The 19,203-nt window shown below is 44.8% G+C and carries 18 protein-coding genes and 1 pseudogene; 11 read left to right on the top strand and 8 right to left on the bottom strand.

Annotation, left to right across the window (positions count from 1 at the left end; all coding sequences use genetic code 11):
- Positions 1–147, bottom strand: a 147-nt coding sequence (locus tag K6Y31_RS22525; protein ID WP_427901917.1) for a transposase, incomplete at its 3' end; no start/stop codon positions are given.
- 69 nt (positions 148–216) lie between these two features.
- Between K6Y31_RS22525 and K6Y31_RS18615 the strand changes: the two are divergent.
- Positions 217–624: pseudogene (locus tag K6Y31_RS18615) on the top strand (DUF2238 domain-containing protein); the annotation flags it as partial.
- A gap of 108 nt (positions 625–732) precedes the next feature.
- On the opposite strand, the gene K6Y31_RS18620 reads toward K6Y31_RS18615, so the two are convergent.
- Positions 733–1,671 (bottom strand): LysR family transcriptional regulator, encoded by a 939-nt coding sequence (locus K6Y31_RS18620; RefSeq protein WP_233054493.1) that lies wholly within the window; start codon positions 1,669–1,671, stop codon positions 733–735.
- Positions 1,672–2,019: 348 nt separating this feature from the next.
- Between K6Y31_RS18620 and K6Y31_RS18625 the strand changes: the two genes are divergently transcribed.
- From K6Y31_RS18625 to K6Y31_RS18640, 4 genes are all read left to right on the top strand, one after another.
- Positions 2,020–3,102, top strand: a complete 1,083-nt coding sequence (locus tag K6Y31_RS18625; protein ID WP_233054495.1) for an efflux RND transporter periplasmic adaptor subunit — start codon at positions 2,020–2,022, stop codon at positions 3,100–3,102.
- Positions 3,103–3,215: 113 nt separating this feature from the next.
- Positions 3,216–6,302 carry an efflux RND transporter permease subunit gene (locus tag K6Y31_RS18630; RefSeq protein WP_233054497.1) on the top strand — a complete coding sequence of 1,029 codons (3,087 nt, stop codon included), beginning with the start codon at positions 3,216–3,218 and terminating at the stop codon, positions 6,300–6,302.
- A 91-nt stretch (positions 6,303–6,393) separates the two neighbouring features.
- The gene (locus K6Y31_RS18635; RefSeq protein WP_233054499.1) at positions 6,394–7,320 is read left to right on the top strand and encodes a DUF7916 family protein; all 927 of its coding nucleotides are present in this window, start codon (positions 6,394–6,396) and stop codon (positions 7,318–7,320) included.
- A 146-nt stretch (positions 7,321–7,466) separates the two neighbouring features.
- The gene (locus tag K6Y31_RS18640) at positions 7,467–8,612 is read left to right on the top strand and encodes an RCC1 domain-containing protein (protein ID WP_233054501.1); all 1,146 of its coding nucleotides are present in this window, start codon (positions 7,467–7,469) and stop codon (positions 8,610–8,612) included.
- 76 nt (positions 8,613–8,688) lie between these two features.
- Here the strand turns inward: K6Y31_RS18640 and K6Y31_RS18645 are convergent, their stop codons facing one another.
- Positions 8,689–9,042, bottom strand: a complete 354-nt coding sequence (locus tag K6Y31_RS18645; RefSeq protein WP_233054502.1) for a RidA family protein — start codon at positions 9,040–9,042, stop codon at positions 8,689–8,691.
- A 102-nt stretch (positions 9,043–9,144) separates the two neighbouring features.
- On the opposite strand from K6Y31_RS18645, the gene K6Y31_RS18650 reads away from it, so the two are divergent.
- On the top strand, positions 9,145–9,453 hold the full coding sequence (locus tag K6Y31_RS18650; protein ID WP_233054504.1) for a putative signal transducing protein: 309 nt from the start codon (positions 9,145–9,147) through the stop codon (positions 9,451–9,453).
- 59 nt (positions 9,454–9,512) lie between these two features.
- On the opposite strand, the gene K6Y31_RS18655 is transcribed toward K6Y31_RS18650, so the two are convergent.
- The 3 genes from K6Y31_RS18655 to K6Y31_RS18665 all read right to left on the bottom strand — a co-directional run bounded on the left by K6Y31_RS18655 (position 9,513) and on the right by K6Y31_RS18665 (position 13,700).
- Complete coding sequence (locus K6Y31_RS18655) at positions 9,513–10,187, bottom strand: DUF3047 domain-containing protein (RefSeq protein WP_233054506.1); 675 nt, start codon at positions 10,185–10,187, stop codon at positions 9,513–9,515.
- A 258-nt stretch (positions 10,188–10,445) separates the two neighbouring features.
- Positions 10,446–12,758, bottom strand: coding sequence for a YgiQ family radical SAM protein (locus K6Y31_RS18660; protein ID WP_233054507.1), 2,313 nt, complete (start codon positions 12,756–12,758; stop codon positions 10,446–10,448).
- Positions 12,759–12,860: 102 nt separating this feature from the next.
- Positions 12,861–13,700: a DNA replication terminus site-binding protein gene (locus K6Y31_RS18665; protein WP_233054509.1), complete on the bottom strand. Its 840-nt coding sequence runs from the start codon at positions 13,698–13,700 to the stop codon at positions 12,861–12,863.
- A gap of 248 nt (positions 13,701–13,948) precedes the next feature.
- Here K6Y31_RS18665 and K6Y31_RS18670 point away from each other — a divergent pair, with 248 nt between their 5' ends.
- The 5 genes from K6Y31_RS18670 to K6Y31_RS18690 all read left to right on the top strand — a co-directional run bounded on the left by K6Y31_RS18670 (position 13,949) and on the right by K6Y31_RS18690 (position 17,976).
- On the top strand, positions 13,949–14,146 hold the full coding sequence (locus K6Y31_RS18670) for a hypothetical protein (RefSeq protein ID WP_233054511.1): 198 nt from the start codon (positions 13,949–13,951) through the stop codon (positions 14,144–14,146).
- Between the two features lie 89 nt (positions 14,147–14,235).
- Complete coding sequence (locus K6Y31_RS18675; RefSeq protein ID WP_233054513.1) at positions 14,236–14,592, top strand: hypothetical protein; 357 nt, start codon at positions 14,236–14,238, stop codon at positions 14,590–14,592.
- 21 nt (positions 14,593–14,613) lie between these two features.
- Positions 14,614–14,757 carry a hypothetical protein gene (locus K6Y31_RS18680; RefSeq protein WP_233054515.1) on the top strand — a complete coding sequence of 48 codons (144 nt, stop codon included), beginning with the start codon at positions 14,614–14,616 and terminating at the stop codon, positions 14,755–14,757.
- Positions 14,758–14,926: 169 nt separating this feature from the next.
- On the top strand, positions 14,927–16,642 hold the full coding sequence (locus K6Y31_RS18685; RefSeq protein ID WP_233054517.1) for a DUF1800 domain-containing protein: 1,716 nt from the start codon (positions 14,927–14,929) through the stop codon (positions 16,640–16,642).
- Positions 16,642–17,976, top strand: coding sequence for a DUF1501 domain-containing protein (locus tag K6Y31_RS18690; RefSeq protein WP_233054518.1), 1,335 nt, complete (start codon positions 16,642–16,644; stop codon positions 17,974–17,976). The genes K6Y31_RS18685 and K6Y31_RS18690 overlap by 1 nt, the downstream gene beginning before the upstream one ends.
- A 74-nt stretch (positions 17,977–18,050) precedes the next feature.
- Here the strand turns inward: K6Y31_RS18690 and gloA are convergent, their stop codons facing one another.
- Positions 18,051–18,461 carry a lactoylglutathione lyase gene (gene gloA, locus K6Y31_RS18695; protein ID WP_233054519.1) on the bottom strand — a complete coding sequence of 137 codons (411 nt, stop codon included), beginning with the start codon at positions 18,459–18,461 and terminating at the stop codon, positions 18,051–18,053.
- 92 nt (positions 18,462–18,553) lie between these two features.
- Entirely contained in the window at positions 18,554–19,192 is a 639-nt protein-coding gene (gene nth / locus K6Y31_RS18700; RefSeq protein WP_233054521.1) for an endonuclease III, read from the bottom strand.
- Positions 19,193–19,203 lie beyond the last annotated feature (11 nt).

Here is a 19,203-nt window from a genome sequence, read left to right on the forward strand (position 1 = left end):
AAGCTGCCTTGCCCATTTATCGACGGTTGACTTGCCTAACTCTAATGACTCAGCAACCTCGCGAACTGAGCGCCCGTTATCGACAACTTCTTGGGCAACTTCTAGTCGGAATTCTGGTGAATAAGTTGGTCTTGTACGTTTTGACATATTGATACCTGCTTAGTTATGGTGATCTTATCACCTCTAATCAGGTGGCCAAAATAGTTGTACCACTACATGCTGATGGTTGGTGGGCATTACACCTATGCTGAAGTGCCGCTGTTTGATGGCTTATTTGGCTCAGAGCGAAACAATTACGATAAGGTCGGCCATTTCTTTCAAGGCTTTGTGCCAGCTTTACTGGCTAGAGAAATATTAATACGTAAAAATGTCGTCAATGGCGATTTTTGGCGCAGTGTTATTATTGTGTCTATTTGCTTAGCCTTTAGTGCCTTCTATGAGCTAGTTGAATGGTGGGTAGCAATTGCTACTGGTGAAAATGCTGAAGCATTTCTCGGCACACAAGGCTATGTTTGGGATACGCAATCAGACATGGGATTAGCCTTACTGGGGGCAATTTGTTCTTTGCTCGTATTATCTTCAGTTCACAACAAGCAATTGCAAAAAGAATTATTTAAAGGCTAACGTGAGTTTACGCTAGCAGTAATGAGTGCTCGGTAAAGTACTTTTTACCTAAACGCTACTGTTATTGATCTGATTTGGCGGCCAAAGGCATGGCCGCTACTTTACCCATCATCTGTGTATTAAGCCGTGAGCAGCAATACCAATATTACCTGCGTTACTTTGTTTGTGTTGCTCCAACGTATTCATCATAAAGTCGATAAAGCGTTGACTGGCTAAACTAATAAAACGCCTAGATGGATAAACAAGATAGCATTTGCCTTCAAATGGCCCTATTTCTTCAAATAGCATGATCAATTGGCCATTATCAATAAACTCTTGTACGTATGGCCGCGGCATCATAGATATACCACGCCCAGTCAGTGTTGCTTCTAAGATGGCCTCAAGATTGTTCACACATAAATTACCTTTGAGTGTTAACACCTTGTCTTCACCGATAGGGAAGTTATTAAAAATTCGGCCATTAGGGTAACGAAAAAGGATAGAGTTGTGATTAGGCAGCTCTTCGAGCGAGATAGGGACAGGTGAATTTTTAATATAGTCAGGGCTGGCGAAGAAATGTATTTTTTCGTCACATATATGCCGCGCAACCATCTCAGTTTCATTGAATGTGTCTTCGAGTAAAAAAGCTAAATCGATGTTATTACGGATCATATTTTGTGGTTCAGCACTGACGATTAGCTCAACTGACAGCTTTGGGTTTTGATCCATAAAGTCAAAAATCACCCGTGTGATCCACAGCTGTTCGGGAACAGGCACAATTAATATGCGTAAGTGTCCTGATACGTCGGATTTATGCCCTGTTAACTCCGTTCGGGTTTGCTCTAACGCTGCTAACAGAGGTGTCGTTTTACTGTAAAAATGGCTACCGGATGCTGTTAGAGACATAGCACGGCTTTGACGATGAAATAACTTCACGTTCAGTTCATCCTCCAGCGCTTGTAAACGGCGGCTTAAAGTCGATTTTGGTAAGTTAAGGATATCAGCAGCCTCAACTAAACTACCGGTTTCTACAATGCGGTGAAACAGTGCAATATCTTCCGTTTTCATGTCATCACCCGACTCTTGGATAAGCGAAATAGTAGGCTTTTCTGCATAACCTATGCATATACCTCGATATGCTTAGTGTTTTCGCCCCTAAAAACGAAACTTTGCGTAAAACATACTGGTACTTAGTTGTAACCGGTTTAGGGAATACTGAGGTTATTTAACCACTCGTGCGTACTAAGCCACTTGTTTAAGTGTTAACAGTTTTACATAAAAATCACTGAGTTCAAGCTTATTTTGTCTCATTTTATGGAACTATCGGTTCCATTTGATTCCGTTTTTGTCAACTTTAATGACTGATATCGTTAACTCAACGCTAGACGATTTAGCAATATTTATGGAGTTAATATTATGAGACGTTTACTGACTAATGTTTCACTCATTGTTTTAGGGGCACTATTAATAGGTTGCAGTGCTGAGTCCCTTGAAATGACAACAGCCACGGTAAGGCCAGTCAAATTACTTGAAATAACCGACCGCAGTGCGGATTTAACACGGGTGTTTCCAGCTAAAGTGGCTGCAACTAAGCAGGCTAAGTTAGCATTTAGGCTATCTGGCCATCTTGTTGACTTTTCATTACACGAAGGGGATACCGTGACGAAAGGCACGGTTTTGGCGCGTTTAGATAACCGTGATGCGCGTAATACGCTCTTGCATCGCGAGGCGGATTATCAATTAGCAGCTGCCGACTTTAAGCGTAAAGACCAATTATTACGCCGAAAACTGATTTCTCAAGCTGATTACGATTTGGCTAAAGCGCAAGTTAAGTCTGCAAGAGCCAGTTTAGCCAGCGGCCAAGACCAACTAAGTTACACCGATTTAATCGCCCCTTATGACGGTATAGTGGCTAAGGTTCTCGTGGATAATTATCAAATGGTGCAGGCAGGTCAATCCATTTTAGTATTACAAGAAGGGCAATACCTTGATGTGAAAATCCAAGTTCCCGAGTCTTTTGTTAACAACCTCCAACACTTTAAAGTCAATGCGCAAGGTCAGGCAAGTGTAAGGTTTGCGATCAACCCAGACTTAACGTTGCCGGTGAAGCTGAAAGAATATTCCTCGCAAATTACGCCAGGTACGCAAAGCTATGAGGTGGTGTTTACTTTGCCCCAACCAGAAGACATGGCCGTGCTGCCTGGCATGAGTGCTGAAGTGATCATGGATATACCCGCAAGCCAATCAAGTACTGTGGCTGCCATTTTACCTGTTAACGCGATCATGAAACGCGACCATGACGGCAAGAGTGTGGTATGGATTTTTGATACAAGTAGCGGCACAGTTAATTCACGCCAAGTAAGCCTAGGCAAGGTAACCAATAAGGGCATTGAAGTGACTCATGGTGTGAGAGGTGGAGACAAAGTGGTGGTTGCAGGTGTGCAATTTTTAGCGGAAGGCTTAAATGTTAAGCCCCTGCGCAGACAGCGAGGGGTGTAGTGAATGTTATCTATTCGTTTTGCACTTCTCTGCTCGCTGTTTAGCCAGCACTTTAGCTCACCATGCAGCAACTTGCAGTTAAGCCGTTATGTTACTAGAGCGAGGTATAATGGATGAATTTTGCCGAATATTCTATTACGCACAAAGTGATCAGTTGGATGTTTACTTTGCTACTGCTCGTTGGTGGAACCGTATCATTTTTTCAATTAGGTCAGTTAGAATTTCCTGAGTTTACGATCAAACAGGCATTGGTTGTCACCGCTTATCCTGGCGCGTCTCCCGAGCAGGTCGAGGAAGAGGTGACGCTGCCCATTGAAGACGCATTACAGCAGCTGGAGGGAGTAAAACATATTACTTCGGTCAACAGTGCTGGCTTGTCGCAAATAGAAATTGAAATGGCCGCACATTTTGGACCCGATGAACTTCCGCAAATATGGGATGAAGTGCGCCGAAAAGTAAATGATATGTCGGACACTTTGCCGAAAGGGGTGATGACGCCAAAAGTAATAGATGATTTCGGTGATGTTTATGGCATTTTGTTAAACCTGACTGGTCAGGGCTACAGTGATCGAGAATTGCAAAATTATGCTGATTTTTTAAGACGCGAATTGGTACTGATTAAAGGCGTAAAAAAAGTCACTATCGCAGGCAAGGTGATGGATCAGGTCGTGGTCGAAATTTCTCAGCAAAAGCTTAATGCGCTTGGCCTTGACCAAGATTATATCTATAGCATGCTTCAACGTCAGAATGTGGTTTCAAACGCGGGGAGTGCCCGTGTTGGTAATCATCGTATTCGTCTCCATCCAACAGGGGAGTTTGATAACTTAGCGCAAATGGAGCGTTTACTTATTAGCCCGCCTAGCAGTGATAAGCTCATCTATCTTGGCGATATAGCTGAAATTTACAAGGATACCCAAGAGCAGCCTGCTAATATTTATCACTCCGCTGGCAATCAAGCGTTGTCAGTGGGGATCGCCTTTTCTAGTGGGGTAAATGTTGTTGATGTTGGCGCCGCTGTCAATGCGCGAATGATAGCGCTTAATAGTGAATTGCCAATGGGTATGGCGCTTACCACTGTGTACGATCAAAGCAAAATTGTTGATGAAACCGTGCGTGGCTTTTTAATTAATTTAGCCGAATCTATTGGTATAGTGATTGTTGTTTTGCTCATCTTTATGGGACTGCGATCAGGGTTGCTGATGGGAGTAGTATTATTACTCACGATCCTAGGTACCTTTATTGTGATGAATATACTCAATATTGAGTTACAAATAATCTCATTAGGCGCTCTGATCATTGCACTTGGTATGCTGGTTGATAATGCTATTGTTGTTACCGAAGGCATTCTCATTGGGATCAAACGCGGTAAAAGTCGTTTGGAAACAGCGAAGCAAGTGGTTTCGCAAACACAATGGCCGCTATTGGGGGCAACGATTATTGCCATCATGGCGTTTGCACCCATTGGTTTAACCGATACTGCCACGGGTGAATTTTGTCGTTCATTATTTCAAGTGCTATTAATTTCACTGTTTATCAGCTGGATCACCGCGATGACGTTAACACCTTTTTTCTGTCATCTGCTTTTTAAGGACGGCATTGTTAACAAAGGAGACGAAAGCGACCCATACAAGGGGATTTTGTTTACGGTTTTCCGTCAGGTATTAACCCTCGCCATGAGGTTTCGCTGGGTCACACTATCCCTCGTCATGGTGGCATTGGTGTTGGCCGTGATTGGTTTTGGTCAGGTCAAGCAAGTTTTTTTCCCTGCTTCAAATACCCCGATTTTCTTTGTCGATGTGTGGATGCCTGAAGGCACAGATATCAGAGCAACAGAGCAGCATATATCGCGTATTGAAAGCGATATTATGCAGCAACAAACTCGCAATGATATTGGTTTAGTCAATTTATCGTCCGTGATTGGTCAAGGCGCACAACGCTTTAATTTGTCTTACATGCCTGAAAAAGGCTACAGCGCTTATGGCCAAATAATTATTGAGATGGCTGATTTAACAGCACTTAATAAGTTTATGAGGACATTAGAAAATGACTTGAGTTTCACATACCCACAAGCTCAGTATCGTTTTAAATATATGGAAAATGGTCCCGCGCCTGCTGCTAAACTTGAAGCTCGATTTTTTGGCGATGATCCTAAGGTGTTACGCGAACTGGCGGCGCAAGCTAGCGCGATATTTAATGCCGAGCCCACCGCTGTCGGTGTACGTCATAATTGGCGTAATCAATCCACATTGATTCGTCCGCAGATATCTTTAGCGCAAGCCAGAGAAGCAGGGATCAGTAAACAAGATTTAGATGATGCATTACTGGTGAACTTTAGCGGAAAAAGGATTGGTACCTATCGAGATAATAGCCATCTTTTACCTATCATCGCCAGAGCGCCAGCTAGCGAAAGGCTAAACGTAGATAGCATTTCTGAAATACAAGTATGGAGCTCAGACAACAATACTTTTGTACCTATTACTCAAGTTGTTTCTAACTTTGACACTGAATGGGAAAACCCATTGATTATGCGCCGTGACCGAAAACGTGTTATTTCGGTACTGGCTGATCCCGTGAATGGCCAAGGTGAAACATCAGACTCTGTACTTAATAAGATAAAGGCGGATATAGAAGCGATTGAATTACCAGCCGGTTATGGCTTTGAATGGGGCGGCGAGCGTGAAATTTCCAAAGAAGCAGAAGCTGGGGTGTTTGGTTCAATTCCATTAGGGTTTCTCGCGATGTTTATCATCACAGTGATCTTGTTTAACTCGATTAAGCAAACATTCGTGATATGGTTTACAGTGCCGTTGGCAATGATCGGCGTGGCGTCGGGTTTATTGTTATTTGACGCGCCATTTTCTTTTATGGCGATGCTTGGCATATTAAGCCTAAATGGGATGATCATTAAAAATGGTATCGTGCTAGTTGATCAGATTAATTTAGAGTTAAGTGAAGGCAAACAGGCATACCAAGCAGTTATTGACTCAACTATCAGTCGGGTTCGGCCGGTATTAATGGCAGCGATAACGACTATGCTTGGCATGCTGCCTTTGTTAAACGATGCTTTCTTCGGCTCAATGGCTATTACTATTATTTTTGGTTTAGGCTTTGCGTCAGTGTTAACACTTATCGTATTGCCAGTTACCTATACATTAATGTTTCGTGACCAATGTCAACCTAGGTTGCCACAGGGAGAATAGCCCAGCATCAAACGCTAGGCGGATAAGGCTAATGTATCTCTTACCTGATTTTATTTTACCCTTAAATTTATCGCGCATGAGGATGTAAACAATGCATAAACGACTATTAGACTGTAGCGCTTCCGAGCTAAATGCCTTAGACAAAAATGAGCTGCTTTATGCCATTAAAGCAAGCGAAGGGCGAGTGTTGGTGAGTGAAAACATTGTGATTACCTCGCCTTTATTAACGCAAGTTACCAATGCTGAGTTAGCCGCTTCTCAGGGGGCGGATTTATTGCTGCTTAATATGTTTGATGCAGAAAACCCGGTCATTAATGGTATGCCTGAGAATATTGCGCCGACTGATCTCATCACCGAATTAAAGCGGCTAACTGGCAGGGTGATAGGGGTTAATTTAGAGGCCGTCGACCCTGAATTTGCGCAGCAGCATGATGAAATTTGGCAGATGAGCAGTGGCCGTGTGGCAAATGCCGAGAACGCACAAAAGCTTTATGATATGGGCGTGCGGTTTATTGTGATCACCGGAAACCCCAATAATGGCGTCAGTAACCGTGCTATTAGCCATGCTTTACAACAGATCCACTCTGTGGTTGGCGATAAGCTCGTTATCATCACAGGAAAGATGCACGGGGCAGGGGTGGTGAGTGAAAGTGGCGCAAAAATCATTACCGGTGAAGATGTCAGTCGATTTGCAAAAAATGGTGCCGACATTATTCTTGTTCCGGCACCGGGAACCGTGCCGGGCATGAGCCAAGATTATGTGAGCGAGCTCATTAATGTCGCGCATCAACACAAGGTAATGGCAATGACGGCGATTGGCACCTCCCAAGAAGGCGCAGACGTAAGTACAATCAGACAGATAGCGCTAATGAGTAAAATGGCGGGAGCCGATTTACACCATATTGGCGATACCGGGTACATGGGGATGGCGCTTCCTGAAAACATTCAGGCCTACAGCGTTGTCATAAGAGGCATCAGACATACCTATACGCGCATAGCTCGTTCAATTAATCGTTAATAGAGCATTATTGTTATTAACATTCATGGGCCCAAGTTTAATTAGAACAACTTGTTATCGATTTTTTCATGAATATAGTCAAATAATTATAGGTCGGTTGCGTTTATTAGCGGTGCCTAACCACAAAGAAATCAAGGGGAGCAACAGTGTCAACGCAAGCAGGGATTTTGTATGGCTGGGGAGCTAATCATTGTGGTCAACTTGGTTCGGGTCCTGGCGAGGATATCGCTAAACCGATTGTGATCCCTCATTTACCCCCGGTATGTAAAGTTTATACGGCAGCAATGCAAGCCTATGCGATTGATGAGCAAGGTAAGGTTTGGTCTTGGGGCTGGGATGCTTATTCCGGTCTACTGGGGCGAGGTGATGTAAAAGGCCAAGCAAGTTGGCTGCCAGCGTCCCTTAGACAAAAAGGGTCCACTGGCAATGAGTTACCTCAAGGCGATGGTGGTGTGGCAACTCCAGCCATGATTGAAAATCTTAATGACATCGCGATGCTGGCTTGTTGCAGTGAAAGCACTATTGCGCTTAGTAATAATGGCTCAGTCTGGGCTTGGGGAGAACAGCAGTCAGTTGGTTCGCCATCTGTAAATAGACGTTTCCCCACAAAAATTGAAGGGTTAGAAGGCATTGTTGAAGTGTTTGCTTCTAATGGTGGCTCATGTTTTTACGCACTTGATGAGCTCGGCAAGGTTTGGTCTTGGGGTGGAGGCTATGAAGGAGAGCTTGGACACGGTAAGCGGCGCAATCAGCCTAAACCCGAGATCATTCCGGGCATTGAGCACCCTAAACAACTGGCGCCGGGAAACTATTGTTGCTGGTTTTTAGATCAGCAAAACCAGTTATATTTTTGGGGCAATGGACAAAGTGTTGATATCCAACACAAAGGCACCCTAAGAATTAAAGAGCCCTTGAAGATTGACCGTTTTGAACAACCTACGCGCCTTTACGTTAATGAACATTATCATTTTATCCGTTTAGCTAATGGCAATTTAATTACGCCGGTAGGTGATTTAGTCGAGGAGTTGTTTGATTGGCAGCTTGATACAACTAATCCCATGCGTCTAACACCCATAGAGCAGTTTGAAGAGATAAATATGGGGGCCGATCATGGATTAGCCCTTGACCGTGATGGCAAACTCTTCGCTTTCGGCGATGCCTCACAAGGTGCATTGGGTAATGGTATCACCGAAGAGCAACGCTTTTATTTGCCTACTGCGGTGCCACTTAATGGTAGGGTTATTCAAGTTAGAGCGGGGCAAAATTGTTCTTTTGCGATTATCAATCAGTAAAAAAATGTGCTGTGAATATCGGCGTGATTGCTTGGCTTCAGTGATTTAATTTAAAGCTGAAGCCAAACCGTTTACCTTAGGCATTTATTTCAGCCGCAATGACTGAAATTTCAACCAGTAACGCTTCGCGGGCCATGTTCGCAGTGACACAAGCGCGAGCGGGGGCGTGGCCAGGCTCAACCCAGTTGTCCCATACTTCATTCATGGCGGCAAAGTCGTCCATGGTTTTAAGGTAGATAGTGGCCGAAAGCATATGCTGTTTGTCACTGCCAGATTGCAGCAGTAGCGTCTCAACTTTATTTAGCATGGTTTGGGTTTGCTCGGTAATGTCTTTACTAGCGTCAGCACACACTTGACCACAAAGATAAATAGTGCCGTTGTGTTTTACAATTCGGCTCATGCGTTGCTTAGTTTCTTGGCGCTCTATCATTTTTATTTCTTATTCGCTGTTATGATTGCGAGCAGTTTAGCAACATAAAATAAGATGTCTAGCCAAGTACCGGCAAGCTTAAAGTGGATTAAGGCAGGATCAATGAAGCTTATTTACACCCATGAAAACCGTTTATTAGTGAATAATGTGAAAAACTTGCTTGAACAAGCAGGGATAGAAACCCTCTTAAAAAATGAATTTAGCCAAGGTGGCATGGGTGAGTTGGCAATCTTTGACTGTTGGCCAGAGCTTTGGATCACCCAAGAAGGCAAGCTCGAGCGAGCCAAGCAGTTAGTGTATGACATCACCCACGCCAAGGAACAACCGAGTTGGTTTTGCCGTGAATGTGATGAAGAAAACGATGCCAGCTTTGAAACGTGCTGGCAGTGTCAACATAATAAGCCGGAATAAAGCATTACTTAATCAGGCGGGCTATAAATAGGCGAGTGCCAACTCATGTACTCATAAAATTAGTCTGATAAGGTTATTTCGCCATAGTAAGACTCGGCTTGGCTGGCGCTATTGTCGGTGTCGGTCATAATGGCAATAACGTCGATGTAGCGATAGGCTTTGCGATTCGCTTTATCACTGCCTTTGTCACCAAAATGAGTGATTAAGTCTTGATAGATGTTACGCCGCTCTTGGTGCCACTGGCCAAGGGCGTCTTCTTTGCCGCGCAGCGCGATCATTTTTAGGTTCGACCCAGCATAAGCATTGTTCCAAACTTGCCCTTTTGCTTGGTTACTTGACCATACATAGCTAATGGATTTAGTGCGCCAGACGAATAAACCGCCTTCGATCACCAAATAAATACGGGCGATATAATCATCACCACTTTTGCTGCGCTCATCTAATGCTGGCAGGGCTTTTTCTGCTAGCCAGCTCCAATTCAGATAGGGCGTTTCTAACAGATCAATTTGCTGCTTTAACACTAGGCCGGAAGCCGCATTATGACTGACCGCTTTTAGCGCTAAACGGCCTTTATATGGTTGCACGCTGTAACTTGTTTGGCCTGAAAACACCTCGGGAGTCCAACGTTCAACCCCCTTGTTGGCCAAGTCCGTTAAATTAACCGTCGCGTGAGCACTAAAACAAGCACTCAGGCAAAAAAACAGTGATACGTATATGCTGATAAGCGAGCCCATAGGATCACCTTATTCATCTTAATGTTTAAGCTTGAGTCTAGCCGAATGGCTCAGTGATCACACTGAATGGTTTTACTTAATCCGAGTTATTGATAAGCAAAATATACCTTATCCGCTTGTAATAGGCTTAAGCAATAGACTTAAGCAATAGACTTAAGCAAAGCGGAGGTTACTTAAAACAGAAGGTGTTAATTGAGGTTAAAAAAATACCCCGTATTGACGGGGCATTGTATAGCTAATGGCTTAAATTAAGGGCTTTTAGCGCCCTTGGCGAGACGGTTTACTCGGCTTGCGTTTACTTGCTGCGCTGGGTTTATTGCCCGGATTAGCGCGACTGCCTGCTGGCTTGCCATTGTTACTGGGCTTACCTGCCGATTTACCAGCGGCTTTTGGTTTATGCGTAGGGCTAATGGTTGCGCCTTTTGGTTTTTTAGCATTTCGACCATTGGTGGTGCCGTCTTTGCGAATATCTGGCTGGTTAGGGTGCTTAGTGGCAAAACGGTTGCTGCCGTGGCGACCCGATTGACGGCGCGTACCGCGCACGTTGATGTGCTCGGCTTCGGCTGATGGGATCAAACACTCAGGGCGCTCACCGATTAAGTTGGCTTTACCCATGTCTTTTAACGCTTCACGAATAATCGGCCAGTTAAGAGGGTCGTGATAACGCAGCAAGGCTTTATGTAGGCGACGTTGGCGGTCGCCCTTGGCAACATAAAGCTCTTTACGCTTTTTGTATTTCACGCGTGACAGCGGACTGGTTTCTGAGTGATACATGGCGGTGGCGTTACACATAGGTGATGGGTAAAAATTTTGTACCTGATCGCACTCAAACTCATTTTGCTTAAGCCACAGCGCTAAATTCAGCATGTCTTCATCGCTACAACCCGGATGGGCGGCAATAAAGTAGGGGATTAAGTACTGTTTTTTACCGGCTTCACGGCTGTATTTTTCAAACATTTCTTTGAATTTGTCATACGCGCCCATGCCTGGCTTCATCATCTGATCCAGTGTGCCTTTTTCGGTATGCTCCGGAGCAATTTTTAAGTAGCCACCCACGTGATGGGTCACCAGCTCTTTCACATATTCCGGTGATTCAATCGCCAGATCGTATCGTACGCCCGAGGCGATCATCACGTTTTTCACGCCTTTTACTTTGCGCGCTTCGCGGTAAAGTTCAATGGTGTGTTGATGATCGGTATTGAGTTTTTCACAAATTTTTGGAAACACACAAGACGGACGGCGACAGTTGATCTCGGCTTTGGGATCAGAGCAGCCTAGGCGATACATGTTCGCCGTGGGTCCACCTAAGTCGGAAATGGTGCCGGTAAAGCCTGGTACTTTATCGCGAATGTCTTCCATTTCTTTAATGATTGACTCTTGCGAGCGGTTTTGGATCACGCGGCCTTCATGCTCAGTGATGCTGCAAAATGAACAACCGCCAAAGCAGCCGCGCATGATGTTGACCGAGGTTTTAATCATCTCATAAGCAGGGATTTTTGCCTTGCCGTAGCTTGGATGGGGCACGCGCGAATAAGGAAAACCAAATACACCGTCCATTTCTTCGGTAGTCAGTGGAATCGGCGCTTGGTTTACCCAAAGCTCACGCTCGGCATGTTGTTGCACTAAGGCGCGACCCGACCAAGGGTTGGTTTCTAAGTGCATCACGCGGCTAGCGTGGGCATATAAAATACGGTCGTTACGCAGCTTTTCAAAAGACGGTAATCGCACCACGGTATTTTTGGCATCGTGGCGTGAGGTTTGAATACGAATAGGTTTGGCTGGCTCTTCTGCGGGATTTTGCCCCGTGCTGCACTCTGACTCAACTTGATATGGATTGGCCATCACCATGGCTTTGCCCGGTTTGTCGATGCGTGATGAATCGACCACTTTAAAATCTTCTGGGACTTCTTTTAACATCACTGCGGTGCCGCGAATACGGGTAAGGTCATTAACCGATTCACCTTTGCCTAAGCGATGTGCCACTTCAACGAGGGCGCGCTCGGCGTTACCAAATAACAAGATATTGCCTTTGGCATCGGGCAGTACGCTGCGACGGATCTTATCCGACCAATAATCGTAATGGGCAATGCGGCGCAAGCTGGCTTCAATGCCACCCAGTACCAGTGGTATTTCTTTATAGGCTTCGCGGCAACGTTGCGAATAAATCAACACGGCGCGATCAGGGCGTTTACCGCCTTCGTTATTCGGGGTGTAGGCATCATCGCTACGAAGTTTTCGGTCTGCGGTGTAACGGTTGATCATCGAGTCCATGTTCCCAGCGGTGATCCCGAAAAATAAATTTGGCCGACCTAGCGCCATAAAAGCGTCTTTGCTGCTCCAATCAGGCTGGGCAATAATGCCCACGCGAAAGCCTTGTGATTCAAGCATGCGGCCGATAACGGCCATGCCGAAGCTGGGATGGTCAACATATGCATCACCGGTGACGAGAATAACGTCACAGCTGTCCCAGCCAAGCTGTTTCATTTCCCGTTTTGACATAGGTAGGAAAGGCGCTGGTTTGAGATCAGGGCGGAATTTTGGGTAGTCAAAAAGACCAATTTCAGCTTGCATAAGTACATCCACAACTTTGGGGGCGCAAAGTATAACCTATCCCCAAGCCACTTCAAACTGAAGGATCCCGTGTATGTTAAGGATTTTTTCTATTAGGGGTTGTTAGGGTTTAATGATGACACTTTCATCCTTATAACTCGGCTTTTTCTGCGCGTGATTATTAAAGTGATTAAGCGAGCCGATTTGTTTTAGCGCATCTGGCTTACCAGCGATTAAAATTGGAATGCCATTAGTGAGTTGCTGGGTTTTACTGGATAGGTGCTCTGGCTTATTTAAATAACGCAGATGGATCACAGGAGTAGGAGCAAGACGTCGGCGAAAGGCGACTTCTTTGCTTCTGTCACTGGCGATTTGATTGGCTAGCACATTGACGTTAGCTTGTGCTACCTCATCCATGGTTTGATGACGCTCTTGCTCCACCAAGTTAATCGCTTTATCTGTTTTTGAGCGCACATTACTGGTTTTTGTGGCCCAACTAAAACGAATGCTGGTCAGGGGGTCGGTACAATAATGAATTTTGCGCAATATCTGTAACGTGATCGCGCATGGCCGTAAATCATGTACCAGATTAAAACGTACATGACGGTTTTTCTGCTTGGCTAAAAAGGTTTTAATTTCGCCTTTGGTGTGATTGACCTGCTCGCACAACAGCGCAAGTTTAGCAGGCTCACAATCCAGCCAAATAAACCCTGCTGCTTTGCGCGTTATTTTAAGATTGCTATTAGGATCGCCACTGTAATTTTTAATCCGGCGCCAACCAAGTTGCCGAGCTGGCTCGCCGCTGCTGGCTTCTACAGGGATGACATCAGGAATGGTATGTTGTTCTTTGCCATACACAGGTAAAGCGAAGGTGTGGGCTTGCACTATGGCGCTGGTCAATACCAGTTCTTCTAACTCATGCAGTTGATTATCTAACGTGTCTAACAAAGCCGCTAATTCCATATATTCCCTTCGTTTATTGGCTACGAGCCTGTTCAAAGTGTAAAGCGCCTATTTGATGGCTTAACCATAACAGCGCGTCTAAATCCGATAAAGTGGCGGCTCGAATTTCCATTATTGCAGTTCCCTCTGTCTTTCGTGTTAGGCGAAGTTGCCCACGTCACTAGGCGATTACCTTAGCAAATGAGCTTGCTAAGGTAACTTGGCAGGCGAAGAGTTAGCTATTAAATCAGTATGCTTAAGCCATTGAAATGACTTTAGCCACTAATTTGACGATCCCGGCATCGGCTTCTAAAATGTTGCTCGCCAAGATATTGACCGACATGGCCTCGCCTGATGCGTATATGACACCTGCTCAGTCGGCTGAAAAATGGGTTCATTTGGTTAAACAAGACAAGCTGAAACCCAGAGATTACATTTGCTTAGAAACGGGAAAGCTGCCTTGGTGATAGCCTAAACGGCTAAGTAGGATTGGATATATGGGTTTTGCTTAAAGCGGTTAGAACCACTTTAGGTAAACTATTAACGGACACTTAATTTGAAACGAAAAGATCGAGGCTGCTATTGCTCACTCTGGCAGCAGTCTCCAGAAACCTTGATTGAACAAGGTGTTAAAAAGGGCTACTGTGGTGTTTGTAATATCTGCGATCAGCAAGGCCACTTGCGCCACGCTCCTGGGGCATTCCCATATACCGACGCGTGGTGTGATCAATGCTTTAAGGTTCAGTCGGTGATTAATCTATTACAGGCTTTAGCCATCCCTATGTTGGTTGGCTCCTTGTTTTTTCAGGCTTGGTTGTTCACAGGGCTTGCGGCGCTGTTATTTGGCCAAGGGTACTGGCTGAATAACGATGGCAAAGCCATCATTAGGAAGTTGTCCCGTAAACTAGTGTGATCTTGATGTAAGGGCATAGCTATGAAAATTGATAGAAAGATGCGCTGGGTTGCTCGAATTTTCTTTGTTGCTTTCTCCTTTGTGGTGATCCGTATGCTGTTTGAAGGTGGTTATGGATACACCAGTGCTGGAGAGTCAATATGGCTCGTCCAGCCTAGCCGCTAGACATTCGATTTTCACAACATTCATCGCCCATGCTTATTTCGCCGTTTGAGAGATGCCGCACACGACTTGTTATTAAATAGTAAGTTTTATGTTACAGCTAACAGACCAGTTAGAAAATAATGCATAGAATCCTTTCCCTTACGATTAAGCTGGGTAAGCGGAGCTGCTAATGATTCAAGGTAAGGCGATGATTTTACTCGCCAGTATGTTAATGCTAGGCGCCTGTGGTGGTGGTTCAAGCAATGCTGGCAATGCTCAGGGGAGTGGAGGAGATCAATCGCCATCGCAGCCACCCACTTCAATACCAGATGGTCAAACCCCGCCGGGAAATGAACAAGAAAAGCCGCTCACCTATCCGCAGATGAGCGTTGCACAGGCAAGTCGTTTGTTGCATCAAGGCACCATGGGGCCAACAGGTGCTGAAATTAGCGCAGCGAGTAAGCTATCTGCTCACGCTTGGATTCATGACCAGTTTAGCCAACCAATCACCTATCATTTGCCATTACTCAAGTTAAGCCCAGGTAAAGATCAAGCAAGTTACAGCAACCGAATTGACACATGGTGGCGAGCCAGTCTAAGTTCGCCGGATCAACTTAGACAACGGGTGGCGTTTGCTCTAAGCCAAATTTTTGTGGTGTCAGATACCGGTAATAATTTACGCAGTCGCCCTGAAGGCATGCTCAATTATTATGATTTATTACTTAAACATAGTTTTGGTAATTATCGCGACCTTTTGCAAGCGGTGACGTTATCACCGGTTATGGGCACGTATTTAAGTCATTTAGGTAATGAAAAAGCCAATGTTGAACTTAATATTCGCCCCGATGAAAACTATGCCCGAGAAGTAATGCAGTTATTTACTATTGGGTTAGAAGAGTTGAACCTTGATGGCACGCCAAAACGAGACAGCAATGGCAATACCATTGCGACTTATGATCAAACTCAAATAGAAGGGTTTGCCCGTATTTTCACTGGCTGGACTTTTGCTGAAAGTACGAAATGGAAATATCCAAACAAAGATTACCTAAACCCAATGCAAGTTTGGCCTGAATATCATTCAGAGCTTGAAAAAACCTTACTCAATGGCACCGTCGTCGCGGCCAATGAAGGCCCAGAAAACGCCCTTAAACTTGCACTAGATAATTTATTTCAGAACGATAATGTCGGTCCATTTATTGGCAAACAGTTGATCCAACGGTTAACGACTTCTAACCCAAGTGCTGATTATATCGCCCGCGTTAGTCAAGTATTTAACGATAATGGCTCCGGTGTACGCGGTGATTTAAAAGCCGTTGTTTACGCTATTTTAATGGATCAGGAAGCGCGTGATTTAAGCCAAGCCCCTGAACACTTTGGAAAATTGAAAGAGCCACTGCTGCAAACTGCGCAGTTATGGCGAGAGCTTAACGCATATAGTCAATCTGGCTATTTCTATACTTGGGATTTAGCATCTACTCATGGTCAAGTGCCACTGGGCTCACCATCGGTATTCAATTTTTACCGACCAGACTACCAACCGTTATCCTTAGCAGGAACTGAGCTGGTGGCGCCAGAAGCGCAAATTGCCAACAGTGCTACCAGTATCGGCTTACTTAATTATCATTACTCAAGTTTAGTGTGGCGTATTGCCAGTACCAAAGATCAGACGGCAGGCAATCAAATATTAGTGGACTTGTCACCTCATGCGCAAATCGTTGAACAAGAAGGAAAAGCGGCGTTAGTTGAATACTACAATCAAGTGTTTTTAAGTAAGCAAATGAGTGATGAATTAAGGCAAGAGCTGCTCAGTGTTTTTGATTGGGCTGCTAAGTATGATTTAGAGTATCAAATTGCTTATTGCTTGTTTTTATTAGTCGTTTCTCCTGAATACGTACATCAAAGGTAATGGATATGGATCGCAGAACATTTTTGTCTTTATGTATTAAGGGTGGCGTATCAGCTGCTATGCTGACATCAACGCAACTTAGTGCGATGCAGAGCTTATTAAATCAACAACATTACAATGATTATAAGGCCTTAGTTTGCATATTTTTATTGGGCGGTAATGACTCAATGAATATGTTGCTGCCAATGTCGGGGCAAGACAAAGCGGATTATTTAGCCAGTCGTCAGAATCTGGCGATTGTTGATCCTGTTAGGTTATCACCTATTTCTACTCTGCCTGAGACAGGGTTAAACCCTGCTTTAGCACCACTTCATGAATTATTTAATGCAGGTGACTTGGCGTTTGTTGGCGGCGTAGGAACCTTGTCTGCTCCAACCTCGTTGGACGATTACATTAATAAGCGCAGTCATATCCCTAGCCATTTATTCTCTCATAATGATCAACAAGCGCGGTGGATGCACGGTAAAGAAAAACAGAGTATTAACACCGGTTGGGGCGCGCGGATGTTGGAGTTACTTGAAGACCAGCCTCATTTCGCCAGTAATATCTCTCTAGCAGGCACCAATCCATGGCAAATTGGTAGTAAGACGTCGGCATTTGCCATGTCTCGAACAGGCCAAGCCAATATAAGTGCATTCTCTGGCACGAATACACGAGCCGTGCAATTAGAGCAAAGTGTGATGCGCCAACTTGCCGCTAGTCAAAAAAGAATGGCGAAGGTATACGGTGACGGGTTAACTCAAGGTATCGCCAACAGCCAAGCAATGAATGCCAGTTTAGAGAATGTTGCGCCATTGCCAGATTTTGGCGAGGGCCGCTTGTCTCAGCAGTTACAAACAGTGGCTAGAGTTATTGCCAGTCAAAGTCAGCAAGGCGCGGGCCGGCAAATTTTCTATGTCACTATGGGCGGTTTTGATACCCATGATGAACAGGTGACTAAGCATCCAGAGCTATTAGCTGAGCTAGCGACCAGCTTTAGTGAGTTTAATCAAGCCATGGTGAGTTTAGGTGTCAGTGATCAGGTAACGAGTTTTACCATGTCTGATTTTGGTCGCACCTTGAGCTCGAACGGTGATGGTACTGACCATGGCTGGGCCGGTAATCAAATCGTGATGGGCGGTGCGGTCAAAGGCCAAGATATATATGGGGCACTCTTACCGCAACGTTTGGACAGTGAGTTTGATGTTAAAGGTGGACGCTTGATCCCACAAGTCAGTACCGATCAATACAGCGCCACTTTAGCTAAATGGTTTGGCTTGAGCGCTGGTGAACTAAATGAACTATTTCCCAGTTTAAGTCGTTTTGATCAGCAAACATTGAATTTTATGACTTAAGTGTGCATAACAAAAAGCCCAACTAATGGTTGGGCTTATACTCAAGTAACTAGTTTAGTTTTTTATAGAGGTAATTAGTCGTTACCTAAACCTTTGCCCGCATCTTTAGCGTTGATTAGCTCGATAGCGTAGCCGTCAGGGTCTTTAACAAAGGCGATGACGGTGGTACCGCCTTTTACCGGACCTGGTTCACGAGTGATGTTACCGCCGGCGGCGCGAATGGCATCGCAAGTGGCGTAAATATCTTGAGTTTCAATGGCGATATGGCCGTAAGCGTTGCCTAAGTCGTAGCTCTCTGTGCCCCAGTTATAAGTCAGCTCAATCACCGTTTGTTCGGTTTCTGCGCCGTAACCTAAAAAGGCTAAGGTGTATTTGTATTCCGCATTTTCAGACTGACGCAATAGCTTCATGCCCAGCACTTGAGTGTAAAACTCAATGGATTTTTCTAAGTTACCGACACGAAGCATGGTGTGTAATAAACGCATTGCTGACTCCTAAAATAAAAGTGATATATTTTTTATATTGCTCAATTCTACTGACTAAAGATGATGAAATACAAGACTTAGCCGGTAATGGATCAAGTTTCGCTGGTTTTATCTTTAAACTCACACAAGTCTTCAATTAAGCACGCATTGCACTTGGGCTTGCGGGCAACACAGGTGTAGCGACCGTGTAAAATGAGCCAGTGATGTACGTCTACTTTGAATTCAGCGGGCACCACTTTAAGTAGTTTTTCTTCTACTTGGTCAACATTTTTACCCATGGCAAACTTAGTGCGGTTTGATACGCGAAAAATATGTGTGTCTACGGCAATTGTCGGCCAGCCAAATGCGGTGTTAAGCACGACGTTTGCCGTTTTTCGGCCCACGCCGGGCAGGGCAACAAGGGCATCAAGATCTTCTGGCACTTCACCGCCATGTAAATCGAGCAACATGCGACAGGCTTTTATCACGTTCTCGGCTTTGCTGTTATATAAGCCAATGGTTTTAATGTAGCTTTTAAGGCCGTCAACACCAAGATCAAAAATTGCTTGCGGCGTGTTCGCGACAGGAAATAACTTGTCGGTGGCTTTATTAACGCTGACATCGGTCGCTTGAGCGGACAAGGTGACCGCTACTAATAATTCAAATGGACTGGAAAAATTCAGCTCGGTTTCGGGCTGCGGGTTGTTATCACGCAGTCGCGTTAATATTTCCAGTCGTTTGTCTTTATTCATTGTTTGCTCAC

This window comes from Motilimonas cestriensis, from assembly GCF_021295315.1.
In the GTDB taxonomy this organism is placed as follows: domain Bacteria; phylum Pseudomonadota; class Gammaproteobacteria; order Enterobacterales; family CBDFNC01; genus Motilimonas; species Motilimonas cestriensis.